The sequence below is a fragment of the Pseudomonas sp. LBUM1664 genome (assembly GCF_059695895.1).
On the sequence record NZ_CP166791.1, the window covers coordinates 5,557,689 to 5,575,920 of the forward strand.

Below are 18,232 nucleotides of genomic sequence, written 5' to 3' on the forward strand. Positions count from 1 at the left end.
ATGAATCTCTTGTCGATACGATAAGTGTCGGAACGATAGCACAGTGCCAAAAAGCCAGCGAGGCAGCGTCCTACGACTTTTCTGACAGAAACAGGCAGAATCGCCCGGAGCAATAAATCATGAAAAGCTGATCATTCCATCATCCTTGCTCCAGCTCCAGCATCAGCCCACTCAGGCGCTTGACCTTGCGTCGAACCGCCTCCTCGAATACCCCCGCCCTCGGCTCAATCAGGCTGAACCACTGCTTGGCCCGGGTAATGGCGGTGTACACCAGTTCCTTGGTCAATACCGGGTTAAGCGCATCCGGGAGAATCAAGGCCGTATGGGTGAATTCCGAGCCCTGGGATTTGTGCACCGTCATGGCATACACGGTTTCCACATCATTCAGGCGGCTGGGCAGAACGAAACGTACACCACCCTGGCCGTCATTGCGGGGAAAGGCGACCCGCAGGACCTGCTTGCCGGCCTCCGGCCCGTCACGCTCAGGCAACTTGAGGGCAATACCGATATCGCCGTTCATCAACCCTAACCCATAGTCGTTGCGGGTCATCAGAACCGGACGCCCTTCGTACCACTGGTGATCACTGTCGATCAGGCGGGCCTTGAGCAGCGCGGCGGTGATTCGCTGGTTCAGCCCTTCAACGCCCCACGGACCTTTGCGCACCGCGCAGAGTAATTGGAACTCGTCGAATGCCGACAGGACCTCCCGAGCCCAATCGGCCCAGCAGCTGTCCTCCAGGGCACGAGACATGGCCGGGCGTCGCTGTTGCAGCAGGTTCAGGTAATGCCGATATCCCTGCGGCCCTTGCGCCAGCCCTTCGAGCAACAACCGCTCCAGCGCGCCATCGTACTCACTTTTTAACGCCAGGGAAAACAGGTCGGCATGTTGGCCTTCCACCAGTAACTGACGGGCTTTTTCAGGCTGTTGCTGGTTGACCCAGCGGGCCAACTGACCGATACCACTGCCCTCGCCAAAGCGCCTGGAATGCCTGAGCATCACCACTTGTTGTGCCAGAGGATGAGTACCGTCGAGGTCGTGCTGCAGATCACTGGCCGCCAGGTTTTCGCCGCTGACCGACTCAAGCCAGGCGCGGGTCTGGGGGCTGTACCAGCCTTCCTCGGCATCTCGACACAAATCCCCCAGCACAGCTCCGGCCTCTACAGAGGCCAACTGGTCCTTGTCCCCCAGCAACACCAGCCGCGCATGAGTCGGCAGCGCATCCAGCAGATTGGCCATCATCTCCAAATCGATCATGGACGCTTCATCGACCACCAGCACATCCAGTGGCAACCGATTGCCCCCATGGTGACGAAAATGTCGGGTACCGGGCCGACTGCCCAACAGACGATGGACCGTGGTCACATCGCAGGGAATGCGCTCGCGCACAGCGTCGACCACATCCAGGGTTCGCACTTGCTGGCTGATGGACTCGGTCAGGCGCGCCGCAGCCTTGCCAGTGGGCGCGGCCAGGCGAATGCGCAGCGGCTTGCCGGCCTCGACGGCGGGCGCCTGAAGCAAGGCCAGCAGGCGCACAACAGTGGTGGTCTTACCGGTGCCCGGGCCGCCGGTAACGATGCTGAAGGCCCCTCGGGTCGCCAGCGCACAGGCCAGTTTCTGCCAATCGATCGGCCCTGTGGCACTGGCCGGCCCGAACAGACCGTTCAAACGCTCGCGCAGGTCGTCGGGCGCTGCTTCATGTTCGGCAAGCCGTTGACGCAACGCTTCATCGATCCGCCGCTCATAAGCCCAGTAACGGCGCAGATAAAGACGTTTGCCAGACAGCACCAACGGGCGCTGCCGGGCCTCTTCGCTGCCATCGACAGCCAAGGCCACCAGAGGACTGGAGGCCAGGACCTTGCACCAATGGGCACCGTCCAGTGTTCGCAGCATTTGCGACGGCAACAGCATGACGCCCGCTTGCAAGTCGCCCTCGGGAGGCAGCGACAAGGCGAAGTCCGGCTCCTTGAGCGTTTCGAACAGGTCCAGGCAGACGTGCCCATGGCCCAACTGATGGCTGGTAAGCGCCGCGGCGAGCAGTACCAATGGATCATCGTCAGGCGCCAGCTCATGGAGGAACGCGACGAATGCCTTGTCCAACGCGCGCAACCAGCCGCGCTCGACCCAGCGCGTAAGCAACAACAGCAAGTCATCTGCACGGCTCAAAGGAGCCAGGTCAACCAGGCTCTCGTCATCGAACGACTGGGGTAGCAGATCGGCAAAAGAACGACTCATAGCAACTCTCCCTGTTCCCATGCCGGTTCGGCCTTGGGCTCGGGGGCCCCCTGGAACAGACGGTCCAGTTGTTCGATCAACGCCCGTGGAGGCTTGGTGAAATACACGCCCTGACTGGCTGCGCGGGTGCCGCGAAGGAACAGATACAACGCGCCGCCGACATGCCGGTCGTAGTCATAATCGGGCAGGCGTGCCTTGAGCTGACGATGCAAGGCCAACAGGTACAACACGTATTGCAGATCGTAGCGATTTTCCAGGATCGATTGTTCCATGGCCTGTGCGGTATAGGCCGTGTCATCGACACCCAGCCAGTTGGACTTGTAATCGGCCACGTAGTACCGGCCGTCGTGCTCGAACGTCAAATCGATGAAGCCCTTGAACATGCCGTTGAGCAACACCGGCTCGGCTGCGACGCGGGCCACACCGCCATGGGTAAACCGGCAAACCAGTTGATCAAGCTTGAGCACATCGACCTTATGACTGGCGAACCAGAATTCCATCTCGACCTGGAACTGGTCCAGGCGCTCGAACACCACCGGCGCCTGACCGCTACCGATAGACAAAGGTGTTTTGATCAGATGCTGCAGCCAGTCGCTCAGCGTCGTGATCCAGCCTTTCCAGCCACGGCGACTGCAGCGCCGGGCGACGGCATCCTCAATGGCTGATGGCGCAGCTGTAAAGCCTTCGCCCGCGGCCCACTCCAGAAGGCCATGAAGGAAAGTGCCGGGGTTGGGGCCACGGGGAAAACGGTGGATATCGCCGCCAACGGCGACGACTTCCCTTGGGGCATCCGGATCAAGCCGCTCATCGTCGAACAATTTCTGCGCCTGTGGATTCTCCGGCGCGGCATCGCTGCCTTCGCTCAGGCTTTCCCCAATGCGTAATGCGCTGTAAGAGGCAATCCACCAGTTTTCGCTGGCTTTACGAGTGGGGACCAGGGGTTCGAGCAACACCGCTTCATTGCGTGCAGGCCGATAGTGTTCGTCGGTGGCCTGGGGCATCTCCTGGCAACTCACTGCGTCGCGGCCTTGTTGTAGATCCTCCAGCCAGCGTTTCAACGCCACCGATTCGGCCAACGGCGCGCCACCGCCCAACAGATAACCCAGCGCGGACAAATGCAGGATTGAGCTGTTGTTGCTGCCCCGCTTGAGGTCAGCGACACCTAGCCAACAGGCATGTTGTGCACGAGTAAGGGCCACGTAGAGAAGTCGCAAGTCCTCGGCCAGACGCTCGTCATCGGCCTTGGCAATCAACTCGGCGGTGGGCTTGAGACTGATCTGCGCCTTGGCGCCCTCATCGTGGTAATGCAAAGGCAATCGACTGCCGTCCACCGGTTTCGTCGAACAGATGAACGGCAGGAAGACCAGCGGATACTCAAGCCCTTTGGATTTGTGAATCGTGACCACTTTGACCAGTTGTTCATCGCTTTCCAGGCGCAGGATCTGCTCTTCGCCTGCCTGTCCGGACAAGGCCAGGTGCTCGGACAAATGCCGAATCAAGGCTTGCTCGCCATCCAGCTCTGCGGCGGCCTGCTGCAACAGTTCGCAAAGATGCAACAAGTTGGTCAGCACCCGCTCACCATCGCTGCGCGCCATCAAGGCCTGGGGCAATTCGAAATCATGTAGCAGGCGCCGCAACATGGGCAGCACCCCCTGGGTGCGCCAGATCGTACGATAGCCACGGAACTGCATGACCCGGGCTTCCCAAGCCAGCTCATCCTGATTGAGACGCTCCAACTCCGTAAGCGGCAGATTCACAGTAATACAGGCCAGCGCTGCTCGCAGCGGCCGCTCGACATCCGGCTCGGCGCAGGCCCTGAGCCAGGTCAACAAGTCCCGCGCCTCCTGCGAGGCAAAGACCGAATCCTTATCGGACAGATAGACACTGCGCACTCCCCGTGTGGACAACTCGTCCCGCACGGCCTGCGCTTCTTTACCGTCGCGCACCAGGATTGCGATGTCCGCCGGCAGCAGCCCACGGAGCGTTTCTCCATCGCCTATAAAACCGTCGCGCCCCGACTGGCCGCCATTGAGCAACACCGTGATCTCACTGGCGCAGGCAGCTGCCATGTGTTTGCGATACACCGCACCGGAGAGCGGTTGATCCGATGGCAGGTGCCAGATGTTCAATGCAGCAACGGCCTGCCCCGCGACCTTCAAGGACTCCTTGCGGCCCTGGGACTCGACGGGCAGAAACGGCACCGGGTTCTCGCCCGATGGTTCACGAAACAGAAAAGCCCCACGGCCCTTTGGGCGGGATTCGGCGTTCTGGAAGATATGGTTCACTGCGCCAACCATGGCGTGGCTGGAACGGAAGTTTGTCCCCAGCGTATGCAGCCTGCCCACGGTGGCTTCGCGAGCACGCAGGTAGGTATAAATGTCGGCACCGCGAAAAGCGTAAATCGCCTGCTTCGGATCGCCGATCAGGAACAGTCCGGTCTCAGGGTTATTGTCTTCGATGCGGTAGATGCTTTCGAAGATCCGGTATTGAACCGGGTCGGTGTCCTGGAACTCATCGATCAGCGCGACCGGAAACTGCTCGCGGATCAGGCTCGCCAGACGCTCGCCCCCGTCGGCCTGCAGAGCCGCATCCAGACGCAGCAGCATGTCGTCGAAACCCATCTCCGCGCGGCGACGCTTCTCGGCCTCGAAGCGTGCCCCGACCCATTGCGCGGCATGTTGCAGCACCGCTGCGTCCGGGGTGGGCAAGGCATCCAGACTAGCCTTGAGACCGGACATGGCGTCCAGCCCGGGATGGCTGGGCACCTCGCCCTTCCAGGCTTCGGCCATGCCCTCGGGAGTCAGCCGCGTGAACCCGGTGCCGATGTCCAACAACTCCAGGCTTTCGTCATCCACCCAGGCGGTGATTTTCTGAAACCACGGTTCGAAGTAACGCGCCTGCATCTTGCGCCCATCGACACTCTTGCTGGCGACGCCTTGCTGGCAGATCTGCAGCAGCTCCACGGCCCATTGTCGCCACGGTGCCTTGAGATCGAGCAAGGCGGTACTGCGTTCCTGCAGGGAAGCGGTGATGAGTTCGGCAGGCTCAAGCCCTTCACCGTTGTCACGCTCGCTGGAAAACAACCCTCTCACGCGAGGCAATAGCGCAGCGGGGCCGCCCCAGTGGGTCCGCACCCAGTTCAGAGCCTCGCCTTGCATCGAGTAGCAGAACAGCCGCCAATAGTCGCGCAGTACCTCGCCGAGCAATTCGCTGTGGTCGGTTTCCAGGGTTTGGGTAAACAGGCTACCGCTGTCGAAAGCGTGCTCACGCAGCATGCGCTGACACCAGCTATGGATGGTCGAGACGGCCGCTTCGTCCATCCATTGCGCGGCGATGTCCAGCCGGTTGGCGCAGCCAGGCCATTGCTCTGCGTCGAACTCATCACGCAACTCGGCGATCAACGAATCCGGGGCGGGAATCTCGTCACGAAAGAAACGTGCCGCTTCGGCCAGACGCGTGCGGATTCGCTCGCGAAGCTCTTTGGTGGCAGCGTCCGTAAAGGTCACCACCAGGATTTGCGGAGGAAGCAGCTCGCGACCGAACCCGGTCGTCACGCCGCCATGCCCCAGCACCAGACGCAGGTACAAGGCCGAAATGGTAAAGGTCTTGCCGGTACCGGCGCTGGCCTCGATCAATTGACTGCCCCGTAGCGGGAACGCCAGGGCCAATGGTGTCTGCCGACTCATGAAGGTACCTCCTCACTGGCCGAGGAATGCCATGGAGCTTCGAGCAATGGCCGGTAAAGCGCATCGCACCAGTCGGGGAATGTTTCGTCAGCCGTCAGCGCATCGAAGTCAGCAAACTGTCGGGCCAAGGCCGGACTTTCCCGTCGCTCGCCTTCAGAGGTCTGCCCGTCGCCTTCGTAGGCTTTTCGCGCCGCTACTTCGGCCTTGACCGGGTCACTCTGGCCGAGCCAGGCGAAGGCCGTCTTCACCGCAACCGGCAGCGGCTGACGCATGCCGGTTTGCCAGGCCTGCAGCAGATCGCCGAGCAGTCTTCGGGCTACAGATTCATCAAAAGGGGCCAGCAGCAAGCTGTCATCACTGGCCACCAGCGCCGTCGTCATCGATAGGCCGTTAGCGCAGGCCACGAGATGGTTGACCCAGGGACGTATCAGGCGATGCCATTTACGGGTCTTGGTGGAGCCGATGCTGTTGGGTATGGCGGTGATGGCGAGGACCGCGCCATCGGAACGCTGATGCAGGCCACTGAGCCATCCTTCGACGCTCACGCCATGCAATTGCAGGCTGACAGGTAGAGCGCTGGTCACCGGTGTGGGCCACAACGCCAGAAGCTGTTGGTAACGCTGGAGCAGATCAGGCAAGGGCTCGATCAACTCACGTTGCATGCATTCACCGAAACCGGCCATCGGTAACAGGCCACTGTTCTGGAGTCTTTTGGCGTGGGCTGTCAGTGCAAGTTCCGGCTGCTCCAGGCGAACAAGAGCAGCCTCAAGCAAGCTGTCGCTCAGGCTGTAGCGCTGAAGGGCATCGAGAACGAAAGGTTCATCATCGGCCAGGGGGGCTTCGATAGCCTCGAAGAACACTTTCAGGCGCTGGCTGAAAAAATGGCGGACGGGATTGCGCAGGAAGTCCTGCAACTGAGCGAGGCCCAAGGGTTCTTCCTGGACGTAGGGGTCGAGCACTTGGGTTTTGGCGCCTTGATCGTGGGCGCCGTGAAGCATCCGCCATTCGCTGGCGTAACTGAACAACTCATCACCTTGATGAAAATAACGAGCGCTGAACGGTTGCAGAGGATGCTCCTGGGTCAGTGCCTCGAGAAGGCCTCCACCGCCATCGGGCAGCCGCCACCCACTGGCGAGATGATCGCGCAATTGGCCGATCAACACCGATGCAGGTCGGTCACTGTTGTCGCGGATGCTGCGTCCGACCCAACTGATGTAAAGCTTTTCTCGGGCCGACAGCAGCGCTTCCAATAGCAGATAACGATCATCCTCTCGCCGGGAGCGATCGCCAGGGCGATAGTCACTGCCCATGAGATCGAAATCCAATGGCGGCTGGGCCCGCGGGTAATCACCGTCATTCATCCCCAGCAGACACACCAGTTTGAAGGGAATCGCGCGCATCGGCATCAAGGTACAGAAGTTGACCGCTCCCGCCAGGAAGCGTTGGGACAGCCGGCCTTGATCCAGCCCGGCCAGCCAGGCCTCTCGCACAACCGTCAGCGGCAACTCATCGTGCAGACCGACCGACTCACAGGTTTCCAACCAGGTTTCACGCAGGTCTTCGAGTTGGGCCAGCAGATAGTCGTCATGCTCGTTGCTCGCCTGGAAAAACAATTGCATCAGATCGTGCAGACGCGAACCCCATTGCTGCGGTGATGCGGGCTGGGTGAGTTCCTGATGGGCGACTTCCAGCGCATCAAGCAAAGCAACCAGAGGACCGATCAACGCCGCATCAAGGCCGCCAATTTCGTCATAGGGCTCGATGCCTTCATAGGCGTCCGACGTGCCGACGGCATACCCCAGCAGCATGCGACGCAGACCGAAACGCCAGCTGTTCTGCTCAAGCTCCGCAGGCAACCCCAGCCCGGCACGATGTTCGGCGTTCATGCCCCAGCGAATGCCGGCCCCCTCGATCCAGCGGTGCAAGGTAGGCAAGTCTGCCTCATCGATGCCGAAGCGCTCGCGCAACGCCGGGACATCCAGTAAATCGAGGATTTCGCTGACCGGGAACCGACTGTCAGGCAGCTTGAGCAAATGTTCGACCGCGATCAACAGCGGGTCACGTCCACGCTGGCCCTGGTCGGTCAGGGTAAATGGAATGAAACGGGGATCAGTTCTATCAAGCTGCCCGAACACCGCACGAATATGCGGTGCATAACTGTCGATGTCCGGGACCATGACGATGATATCCCGGGGACGAAGAGTCGGATCTGCACTGAAGTGGGCCAGCAACTGATCATGGAGAATTTCAACTTCGCGTTGAGCGCTGTGGGCAACATGGAAACGGATCGACCCGTCTCGCTCCGTATCGACGGCAGGCCAGTGTTCCCGGGTTTCATTCAGGGGGCGCAATTCGAGGATGTCGTCCTGCAACTGGCTGAGGAGGGTCGTGGGGGCTGCGTCACTGAACAGGTCGATCCGTCCATCACGAAATACCGAGCGATAGGTATTGGGGTCATCGTAGCTGTCGAGCAGATTGATATAGTCGCGCCCCTGCTTGCCCCACGCGGCCAATAACGGATGAGCGTGCTGATGCAAGGTTTGCGGATCGAGAACGACGGGCATGCCGGCCTTGCGTGCCTGACGCTTGTATTGGTGACGCAGCAGGTCCTTGTCGGCCACGATGTCCGCCCAGTGGTGGCGGCATGGATTGTGGACGCACAGCAGAACCTGACTGAACCGTGACAGACCGGCAAGAGCCTCAAGGGCTTGGGCCGGTAGCGAAGAAATGCCGAACACTATCACCCGCGCGGGCAGACCTTTCGGAGCGATGTCCAGGCTGTTGATACGCTCGATGTAGCGCTGATGAACGCCCGCACGGCTTTGCGCCATGCCTTTCTCCCCCACATCCAGTAGCAGGGCCCGCCATAGCTCGGCCTGCCAACAATTGGCCGGCGCGAGTGCCTTGATTTCGCCTCGGACATTTCTTGTCTGGTGTCGACCTTCCGCCCAATCTTCAAGCCAGTCGGCCCGGTACACCTGGTATTGGTCGAACAGATCAGCAAGACGCTCGGACAATTGGTAGCGCTTGCGCAAGTCGGTGTCGTGGGTAAGGAAACGCCGCAGAGGCTCGAAATGAGGCTGCTCGATCAGTTGCGGCAGGAGACGCATCAGCCGCCAGGTTAGCGGAGCCTTATCAAGCAGGGACTTGGCCGGGATTTCATCACGCCCCAGAACCGTGCGATAGAGTTGCCACATGAAGCTGCCCGGCAACTGCACGTCAATGGCAGCCGCGATACCGCAGCCGCCTGTGTCGTCGTCTTCCGGATCTTCAGCCAGCGCCAGTTTAAGCCACTGGGCAATACCGTTGCTTTGTACCAGCGCGATTTCGTTTTCAAGAGGGGCCAGCGGGTAGCGCCGCATCAAACTGATGACCAGACTGCGCAGCTCATCAAGGCGATTCCCGTGAACCACCATGAAAGCAGGGCTAAGGGACGTCGCGTCCGGCATGAAAGGCATCCTTGAAAATGCAAAAGCTAGGGCCGAACCTTAGCACTGTCGGGGGGCTGTGACAGCCGGGAGCTGTCCACGCATGTCGTAAGAACTTTCCTGCGGGCAAAACAAAACCCCTACCTGCATCAGCAGATAGGGGTTTCGGAATTTAATCTTGACGATGACCTACTCTCACATGGGGAAACCCCACACTACCATCGGCGATGCATCGTTTCACTGCTGAGTTCGGGATGGGATCAGGTGGTTCCAATGCTCTATGGTCGTCAAGAAATTCGGTAGCCGGCGCGTGTCTAAACACGTTCCAGCGAATGGGTATGCGATAGTTTGTGTGTTTGCCTCGAACTTTCGGTTCATGTCGTCTTCACACACCGCAATCTGCTGCTCTGTGTTAAAGAGCCGATGCAAATTGCTTGGGTGTTATATGGTCAAGCCTCACGGGCAATTAGTACAGGTTAGCTCAACGCCTCACAGCGCTTACACACCCTGCCTATCAACGTCGTAGTCTTCGACGGCCCTTCAGGGGACTCAAGGTCCCAGTGAGATCTCATCTTGAGGCTAGTTTCCCGCTTAGATGCTTTCAGCGGTTATCTATTCCGAACATAGCTACCCGGCAATGCCACTGGCGTGACAACCGGAACACCAGAGGTTCGTCCACTCCGGTCCTCTCGTACTAGGAGCAGCCCCTCTCAAATCTCAAACGTCCACGGCAGATAGGGACCGAACTGTCTCACGACGTTCTAAACCCAGCTCGCGTACCACTTTAAATGGCGAACAGCCATACCCTTGGGACCGGCTTCAGCCCCAGGATGTGATGAGCCGACATCGAGGTGCCAAACACCGCCGTCGATATGAACTCTTGGGCGGTATCAGCCTGTTATCCCCGGAGTACCTTTTATCCGTTGAGCGATGGCCCTTCCATACAGAACCACCGGATCACTAAGACCTACTTTCGTACCTGCTCGACGTGTCTGTCTCGCAGTCAAGCGCGCTTTTGCCTTTATACTCTACGACCGATTTCCGACCGGTCTGAGCGCACCTTCGTACTCCTCCGTTACTCTTTAGGAGGAGACCGCCCCAGTCAAACTACCCACCATACACTGTCCTCGATCCGGATAACGGACCTGAGTTAGAACCTCAAAGTTGCCAGGGTGGTATTTCAAGGTTGGCTCCACGCGAACTGGCGTCCACGCTTCAAAGCCTCCCACCTATCCTACACAAGCAAATTCAAAGTCCAGTGCAAAGCTATAGTAAAGGTTCACGGGGTCTTTCCGTCTAGCCGCGGATACACTGCATCTTCACAGCGATTTCAATTTCACTGAGTCTCGGGTGGAGACAGCGCCGCCATCGTTACGCCATTCGTGCAGGTCGGAACTTACCCGACAAGGAATTTCGCTACCTTAGGACCGTTATAGTTACGGCCGCCGTTTACCGGGGCTTCGATCAAGAGCTTCGCGTTAGCTAACCCCATCAATTAACCTTCCGGCACCGGGCAGGCGTCACACCCTATACGTCCACTTTCGTGTTTGCAGAGTGCTGTGTTTTTAATAAACAGTCGCAGCGGCCTGGTATCTTCGACCGGCGTGGGCTTACGCAGTAAATGCTTCACCCTCACCGGCGCACCTTCTCCCGAAGTTACGGTGCCATTTTGCCTAGTTCCTTCACCCGAGTTCTCTCAAGCGCCTTGGTATTCTCTACCCAACCACCTGTGTCGGTTTGGGGTACGGTTCCTGGTTACCTGAAGCTTAGAAGCTTTTCTTGGAAGCATGGCATCAACCACTTCGTCACCCAAAGGGTAACTCGTCATCAGCTCTCGGCCTTAGAATCCCGGATTTACCTAAGATTCCAGCCTACCACCTTAAACTTGGACAACCAACGCCAAGCTGGCCTAGCCTTCTCCGTCCCTCCATCGCAATAACCAGAAGTACAGGAATATTAACCTGTTTTCCATCGACTACGCTTTTCAGCCTCGCCTTAGGGACCGACTAACCCTGCGTCGATTAACGTTGCGCAGGAAACCTTGGTCTTTCGGCGTGGGTGTTTTTCACACCCATTGTCGTTACTCATGTCAGCATTCGCACTTCTGATACCTCCAGCAAGCTTCTCAACTCACCTTCACAGGCTTACAGAACGCTCCTCTACCGCATCACTTGCGTGATACCCGTAGCTTCGGTGTATGGTTTGAGCCCCGTTACATCTTCCGCGCAGGCCGACTCGACTAGTGAGCTATTACGCTTTCTTTAAAGGGTGGCTGCTTCTAAGCCAACCTCCTAGCTGTCTAAGCCTTCCCACATCGTTTCCCACTTAACCATAACTTTGGGACCTTAGCTGACGGTCTGGGTTGTTTCCCTTTTCACGACGGACGTTAGCACCCGCCGTGTGTCTCCCATGCTCGGCACTTGTAGGTATTCGGAGTTTGCATCGGTTTGGTAAGTCGGGATGACCCCCTAGCCGAAACAGTGCTCTACCCCCTACAGTGATACATGAGGCGCTACCTAAATAGCTTTCGAGGAGAACCAGCTATCTCCGAGCTTGATTAGCCTTTCACTCCGATCCACAGGTCATCCGCTAACTTTTCAACGGTAGTCGGTTCGGTCCTCCAGTTAGTGTTACCCAACCTTCAACCTGCCCATGGATAGATCGCCCGGTTTCGGGTCTATTCCCAGCGACTAGACGCCCTATTAAGACTCGCTTTCGCTACGCCTCCCCTATTCGGTTAAGCTCGCCACTGAAAATAAGTCGCTGACCCATTATACAAAAGGTACGCAGTCACCCAACAAAGTGGGCTCCCACTGCTTGTACGCATACGGTTTCAGGATCTATTTCACTCCCCTCTCCGGGGTTCTTTTCGCCTTTCCCTCACGGTACTAGTTCACTATCGGTCAGTCAGTAGTATTTAGCCTTGGAGGATGGTCCCCCCATATTCAGACAAAGTTTCTCGTGCTCCGTCCTACTCGATTTCACTTCTAAGATCCTTTCGCGTACAGGGCTATCACCCACTATGGCCGCCCTTTCCAGAGCGTTCCGCTAAAATCAAAGAAGCTTAAGGGCTAGTCCCCGTTCGCTCGCCACTACTAAGGGAATCTCGGTTGATTTCTTTTCCTCAGGGTACTTAGATGTTTCAGTTCCCCTGGTTCGCCTCTTGCACCTATGTATTCAGTACAAGATAACCATCTTATGATGGCTGGGTTCCCCCATTCAGACATCTCCGGATCAAAGTCTGTTTGCCGACTCCCCGAAGCTTTTCGCAGGCTACCACGTCTTTCATCGCCTCTGACTGCCAAGGCATCCACCGTATGCGCTTCTTCACTTGACCATATAACCCCAAGCAATCTGGTTATACTGTGAAGACGACATTCGCCGAAAATTCGCGATTAAACTCACAAATTTTACCTTAGCCTGAGCCATCACCAGTGAAAGTGATGTTCAGTCTATCTTTCTATCACATACCCAAATTTTTAAAGAACGAACTAGTCAAAGACTAGAAATCAACATTCACCATCACCTTGATGGAATGCTCATTTCTAAGCTTTATACAATCGAAGCAGTAGTGGTGGAGCCAAGCGGGATCGAACCGCTGACCTCCTGCGTGCAAGGCAGGCGCTCTCCCAGCTGAGCTATGGCCCCGTATTTCTACAGGCGTTTCCCACACAAAATTGGTGGGTCTGGGCAGATTCGAACTGCCGACCTCACCCTTATCAGGGGTGCGCTCTAACCAACTGAGCTACAGACCCAATTTAGGGCTGCTTCTATCGTCTTCTTCAATGAATCAAGCAATTCGTGTGGGAGCTCATGGAGCAGCTGCGGTCGTCGATTAAGGAGGTGATCCAGCCGCAGGTTCCCCTACGGCTACCTTGTTACGACTTCACCCCAGTCATGAATCACACCGTGGTAACCGTCCTCCCGAAGGTTAGACTAGCTACTTCTGGTGCAACCCACTCCCATGGTGTGACGGGCGGTGTGTACAAGGCCCGGGAACGTATTCACCGCGACATTCTGATTCGCGATTACTAGCGATTCCGACTTCACGCAGTCGAGTTGCAGACTGCGATCCGGACTACGATCGGTTTTGTGGGATTAGCTCCACCTCGCGGCTTGGCAACCCTCTGTACCGACCATTGTAGCACGTGTGTAGCCCAGGCCGTAAGGGCCATGATGACTTGACGTCATCCCCACCTTCCTCCGGTTTGTCACCGGCAGTCTCCTTAGAGTGCCCACCATTACGTGCTGGTAACTAAGGACAAGGGTTGCGCTCGTTACGGGACTTAACCCAACATCTCACGACACGAGCTGACGACAGCCATGCAGCACCTGTCTCAATGTTCCCGAAGGCACCAATCTATCTCTAGAAAGTTCATTGGATGTCAAGGCCTGGTAAGGTTCTTCGCGTTGCTTCGAATTAAACCACATGCTCCACCGCTTGTGCGGGCCCCCGTCAATTCATTTGAGTTTTAACCTTGCGGCCGTACTCCCCAGGCGGTCAACTTAATGCGTTAGCTGCGCCACTAAGAGCTCAAGGCTCCCAACGGCTAGTTGACATCGTTTACGGCGTGGACTACCAGGGTATCTAATCCTGTTTGCTCCCCACGCTTTCGCACCTCAGTGTCAGTATCAGTCCAGGTGGTCGCCTTCGCCACTGGTGTTCCTTCCTATATCTACGCATTTCACCGCTACACAGGAAATTCCACCACCCTCTACCATACTCTAGCTCGACAGTTTTGAATGCAGTTCCCAGGTTGAGCCCGGGGATTTCACATCCAACTTAACGAACCACCTACGCGCGCTTTACGCCCAGTAATTCCGATTAACGCTTGCACCCTCTGTATTACCGCGGCTGCTGGCACAGAGTTAGCCGGTGCTTATTCTGTCGGTAACGTCAAAACACCAACGTATTAGGTTAATGCCCTTCCTCCCAACTTAAAGTGCTTTACAATCCGAAGACCTTCTTCACACACGCGGCATGGCTGGATCAGGCTTTCGCCCATTGTCCAATATTCCCCACTGCTGCCTCCCGTAGGAGTCTGGACCGTGTCTCAGTTCCAGTGTGACTGATCATCCTCTCAGACCAGTTACGGATCGTCGCCTTGGTGAGCCATTACCTCACCAACTAGCTAATCCGACCTAGGCTCATCTGATAGCGCAAGGCCCGAAGGTCCCCTGCTTTCTCCCGTAGGACGTATGCGGTATTAGCGTCCGTTTCCGAGCGTTATCCCCCACTACCAGGCAGATTCCTAGGCATTACTCACCCGTCCGCCGCTCTCAAGAGGTGCAAGCACCTCTCTACCGCTCGACTTGCATGTGTTAGGCCTGCCGCCAGCGTTCAATCTGAGCCATGATCAAACTCTTCAGTTCAAACATCTTTGGGTTTTGAGAAAACCCTAAACTTGGCTCAGCAATCGTTGGTTACATCTTTGATTTCTCGCGGAGTAACTTGTGATGCTGATAATCTGTTGACTAGCAGTCTGACTCCACAAGCACCCACACGAATTGCTTGATTCAGTTGTTAAAGAGCGGTGGGTTGAGTCTTTCGTCTCAACCGAGGCGCGCATTCTACAGCGCCTGGTGTTGCTGTCAAGCGGTTATTTTAAGAAGTTTTCAAAGTTTCCTCTGCAACTTCAACCACTTGCGCTTCTGATCTCTCATCAGCGGGAGGCGAATTCTACAGCGTTACTCGCTGCTGTCAACACCTCTTTTTCAACCCCTTCCAGGCTTCGATGAACTGAAGCGGGCCGCTGTCGAAAACCGTGTAACTCATTGAAATTCAAATAGTTTTCCGTTTCGACTGCGCCGGAAGTGGGGCGAATTATAGACTTCCAGAATCTGCCGTCAACAGCTATTTTCACATTTCTGTCACATCAGCCAAAAAGCCCCGCAAACACAGAGGCCGGAGCCCAAAGACACCGGCCTCTTCACTTACCGATTACAAGCTGGGGAAAGCGAATTGCGAAGCCTCATGGCTGGCGCGCTGCGGCCAGCGCTGGGTAATGGCTTTACGACGGGTATAGAAACGCACACCGTCCGGGCCGTAGGCATGCAGGTCGCCAAACAGTGAACGCTTCCAGCCGCCAAAACTGTGATAGGCCACGGGCACTGGCAACGGTACGTTGACGCCCACCATGCCAACTTCGATCTCATCGCAGAACAACCGCGCCGCCTCGCCATCACGGGTAAAGATACAGGTGCCGTTGCCATACTCGTGATCGTTGATCAGTTGCATTGCCTCTTCCAGGCTGTTGACCCGGACGATGCACAGTACCGGCCCGAAAATCTCTTCCTTATAAATACGCATCTCGGGCGTCACGCGATCAAACAGGCAGCCCCCCAGGAAGAAGCCTTCTTCATGCCCCGCCACACTCAAGCCGCGGCCATCGACGACCAGCGACGCACCCGCCGAGACACCGTCTTCTATATAGCCGCTGACCTTGTCGCGATGCTGTCCGGTCACCAGCGGCCCCATGTCCAGCCCACAAGCGGTGCCCGCGCCGATTTTCAGCGCCTTGATCTGCGGTACCAGCTTGGCCACCAACGCATCAGCCACTTGATCGCCGACACACACCGCCACCGAAATCGCCATGCAACGCTCGCCGCACGAACCGTACGCCGCGCCCATCAGTGCGCTGACGGCGTTGTCCAGGTCCGCGTCCGGCATCAGCACCGCATGGTTCTTTGCCCCGCCCAGCGCCTGGACACGTTTACCGCGTCGGGTGCCCTCGGCATAGATGTATTCGGCAATCGGCGTCGAACCGACAAAACTCAGCGCTTTCACTTCCGGCGCTTCGATCAGTGCATCCACGGCGGCCTTGTCGCCATGCACCACGCTCAACACACCCTTAGGCAAACCCGCCTCCAGCAGCAACTGGGCGATCAGCAGTGTCGAACTCGGGTCGCGCTCGGACGGTTTAAGGATGAAGCAGTTACCGCACACGATCGCCAACGGATACATCCACAGCGGTACCATCGCCGGGAAGTTGAAGGGCGTGATACCCGCGACTACACCCAGGGGCTGAAAGTCTGACCAGGCATCGATGTTCGGTCCTACGTTGCGGCTGTATTCGCCCTTCAGAATCTCCGGCGCCGCGCAGGCGAACTCGACGTTCTCAATACCGCGCTTGAGTTCACCAGCCGCATCTTCCAGAGTCTTGCCGTGTTCTTCGCTGATCAACTGGGCGATACGCGACTCGTTCTGCTCCAGCAACTGCTTGAAACGAAACATCACCTGCGCGCGCTTGGCCGCCGGCGTGTTGCGCCAGGCCGGGAAAGCAGCACGGGCGGCGTCGATGGCCTGTTGGATAGTCGCGCGATCGGCCAGTGGCACCTTATGGATCGCCTGGCCAGTGGACGGGTTGAACACGTCGGCCGTACGAGCGTTGTCGCTCAGCAGTTCGCCATTGATCAAATGCGGGATGAGGCTCATGGGGACTCCAGAATTTATCCACAGGCGGCCGTGGCCGGACGCCCGTTATTGATAGCTATATAGAAGGACGCGTCAGTCGAGTTTGTTCAGCGCTTCACCGACCGCGTCGAACAGACGATCCAGGTCCTGTGGCTTGCTGTTGAACGTTGGCCCGAACTGCAGGGTGTCACCGCCGAACCGCACGTAGAACCCGGCTTTCCACAACGCCATGCCGGCCTCGAACGGACGCACGATTGCATCGCCATCGCGCGGCGCGATCTGGATCGCCCCGGCCAGGCCATAGTTACGGATGTCGATGACGTTCTTCGACCCCTTCAAACCATGCAATGCGTTCTCGAAATGCGGGGCAACCTCGGCCACGCTCTGCACCAGGTTTTCCTTTTGCAGCAAGTCCAATGCCGCCAGGCCAGCCGCGCAGGCCACCGGGTGCGCCGAGTAGGTGTAGCCATGGGGAAATTCCACCGCGTACTCGGGGGTCGGCTGGTTCATGAAGGTCTGGTAGATCTCGGAGCTGGCAATCACCGCGCCCATGGGGATCGCACCATTGGTGACTTGCTTGGCAATGCACATCAGGTCCGGGGTCACGCCAAAGCTATCGGCACCGAACATCGAACCGGTGCGGCCGAAACCGGTGATCACTTCGTCGAACACCAGCAGGATGCTGTGCTGGTCGCAGATGTCCCGCAGGCGCTTGAGGTACCCCTCAGGCGGCACCAGCACGCCGGCGGACCCGGCCATCGGTTCAACGAATACCGCGGCGATGTTGGAGGCATCGTGCAGCTCGATCAGCTTCAACAGCTCATCGGCCAAGGCAATGCCACCCTCCTTCGGCATGCCACGGGAATAGGCGTTGCTGGCGAGCAAGGTGTGAGGCAAGTGATCGACGTCCATCATCGCCTGACCGAACAACTTGCGGTTGCCGTTCACGCCGCCGAGGCTGGTGCCGGCGATGTTCACACCGTGATAACCACGGGCACGGCCGATCATCTTGGTCTTGGTCGCCTGGCCCTTGAGACGCCAGTAGGCGCGGACCATTTTTACTGCGGTATCGGCGCACTCGGAACCGGAGTCGGTGAAGAACACATGATTGAGGTTGCCCGGAGTCAGGCTGGTTATTTTTTCCGCCAGTTGAAACGACAGAGGATGGCCGTACTGGAACCCCGGCGAGTAATCGAGGGTACCCAGTTGTTTCGCGACCGCTTCCTGGATTTCCTTGCGAGTGTGCCCGGCGCCGCAGGTCCATAGGCCCGACAGCGAGTCATACACCTTGCGCCCCTTGTCATCGACCAGCCAACTGCCTTCGGCGGCGACGATCAGGCGTGGATCGCGCTGGAAATTGCGATTGGCGGTGTAAGGCATCCAGTGGGCATCAAGCTTGAGCTGGCTGGCCAGGGAACCGGCAGCGTGTTCGGGCATGTTCATCGACAAAACCTCGCAGGACATAAGCGAC

Annotated in this window: 5 protein-coding genes, 2 tRNA genes and 3 rRNA genes; all 10 read right to left on the reverse strand. The window is 57.8% G+C overall.

Annotation, left to right across the window (positions count from 1 at the left end; genetic code table 11):
• Positions 1-139 precede the first annotated feature (139 nt).
• Positions 140-2,233 carry an exodeoxyribonuclease V subunit alpha gene (recD, locus tag ACA047_RS25955; protein WP_497354274.1) on the reverse strand — a complete coding sequence of 698 codons (2,094 nt, stop codon included), beginning with the start codon at positions 2,231-2,233 and terminating at the stop codon, positions 140-142.
• Positions 2,230-5,919 (reverse strand): exodeoxyribonuclease V subunit beta, encoded by a 3,690-nt coding sequence (recB, locus tag ACA047_RS25960; protein WP_497354276.1) that lies wholly within the window; start codon positions 5,917-5,919, stop codon positions 2,230-2,232. Before recB ends, recD begins: the two co-directional genes overlap by 4 nt.
• Positions 5,916-9,368 (reverse strand): exodeoxyribonuclease V subunit gamma, encoded by a 3,453-nt coding sequence (gene recC, locus ACA047_RS25965; protein WP_497354278.1) that lies wholly within the window; start codon positions 9,366-9,368, stop codon positions 5,916-5,918. Before recC ends, recB begins: the two co-directional genes overlap by 4 nt.
• Positions 9,369-9,523: 155 nt before the next feature.
• A 5S ribosomal RNA gene (gene rrf / locus ACA047_RS25970) occupies positions 9,524-9,639 on the reverse strand.
• A gap of 153 nt (positions 9,640-9,792) precedes the next feature.
• Positions 9,793-12,684 (reverse strand): 23S ribosomal RNA (locus ACA047_RS25975).
• 235 nt (positions 12,685-12,919) lie between these two features.
• A tRNA-Ala gene (locus tag ACA047_RS25980) sits at positions 12,920-12,995 on the reverse strand.
• A gap of 30 nt (positions 12,996-13,025) precedes the next feature.
• Positions 13,026-13,102: transfer RNA gene (locus ACA047_RS25985), tRNA-Ile, on the reverse strand.
• A gap of 81 nt (positions 13,103-13,183) precedes the next feature.
• Positions 13,184-14,720, reverse strand: a 16S ribosomal RNA gene (locus tag ACA047_RS25990).
• Together the 16S, 23S and 5S rRNA genes with 2 tRNA genes alongside form the textbook arrangement of a ribosomal RNA operon.
• A gap of 568 nt (positions 14,721-15,288) precedes the next feature.
• Positions 15,289-16,782 (reverse strand): CoA-acylating methylmalonate-semialdehyde dehydrogenase, encoded by a 1,494-nt coding sequence (locus ACA047_RS25995; RefSeq protein ID WP_497354280.1) that lies wholly within the window; start codon positions 16,780-16,782, stop codon positions 15,289-15,291.
• 72 nt (positions 16,783-16,854) lie between these two features.
• Positions 16,855-18,204 carry an omega-aminotransferase AptA gene (gene aptA, locus ACA047_RS26000; protein ID WP_497354282.1) on the reverse strand — a complete coding sequence of 450 codons (1,350 nt, stop codon included), beginning with the start codon at positions 18,202-18,204 and terminating at the stop codon, positions 16,855-16,857.
• Positions 18,205-18,232: the final 28 nt, after the last annotated feature.

Excerpts from the sequence above, each read along its gene's own strand:
- recD (WP_497354274.1), bottom strand. The coding sequence starts at position 2,233 with ATGAGTCGTTCTTTTGCCGATCTGCTACCCCAGTCGTTCGATGACGAG.
- recB (WP_497354276.1), bottom strand. The coding sequence starts at position 5,919 with ATGAGTCGGCAGACACCATTGGCCCTGGCGTTCCCGCTACGGGGCAGT.
- recC (WP_497354278.1), bottom strand. The coding sequence starts at position 9,368 with ATGCCGGACGCGACGTCCCTTAGCCCTGCTTTCATGGTGGTTCACGGG.
- ACA047_RS25995 (WP_497354280.1), bottom strand. The coding sequence starts at position 16,782 with ATGAGCCTCATCCCGCATTTGATCAATGGCGAACTGCTGAGCGACAAC.
- aptA (WP_497354282.1), bottom strand. The coding sequence starts at position 18,204 with ATGAACATGCCCGAACACGCTGCCGGTTCCCTGGCCAGCCAGCTCAAG.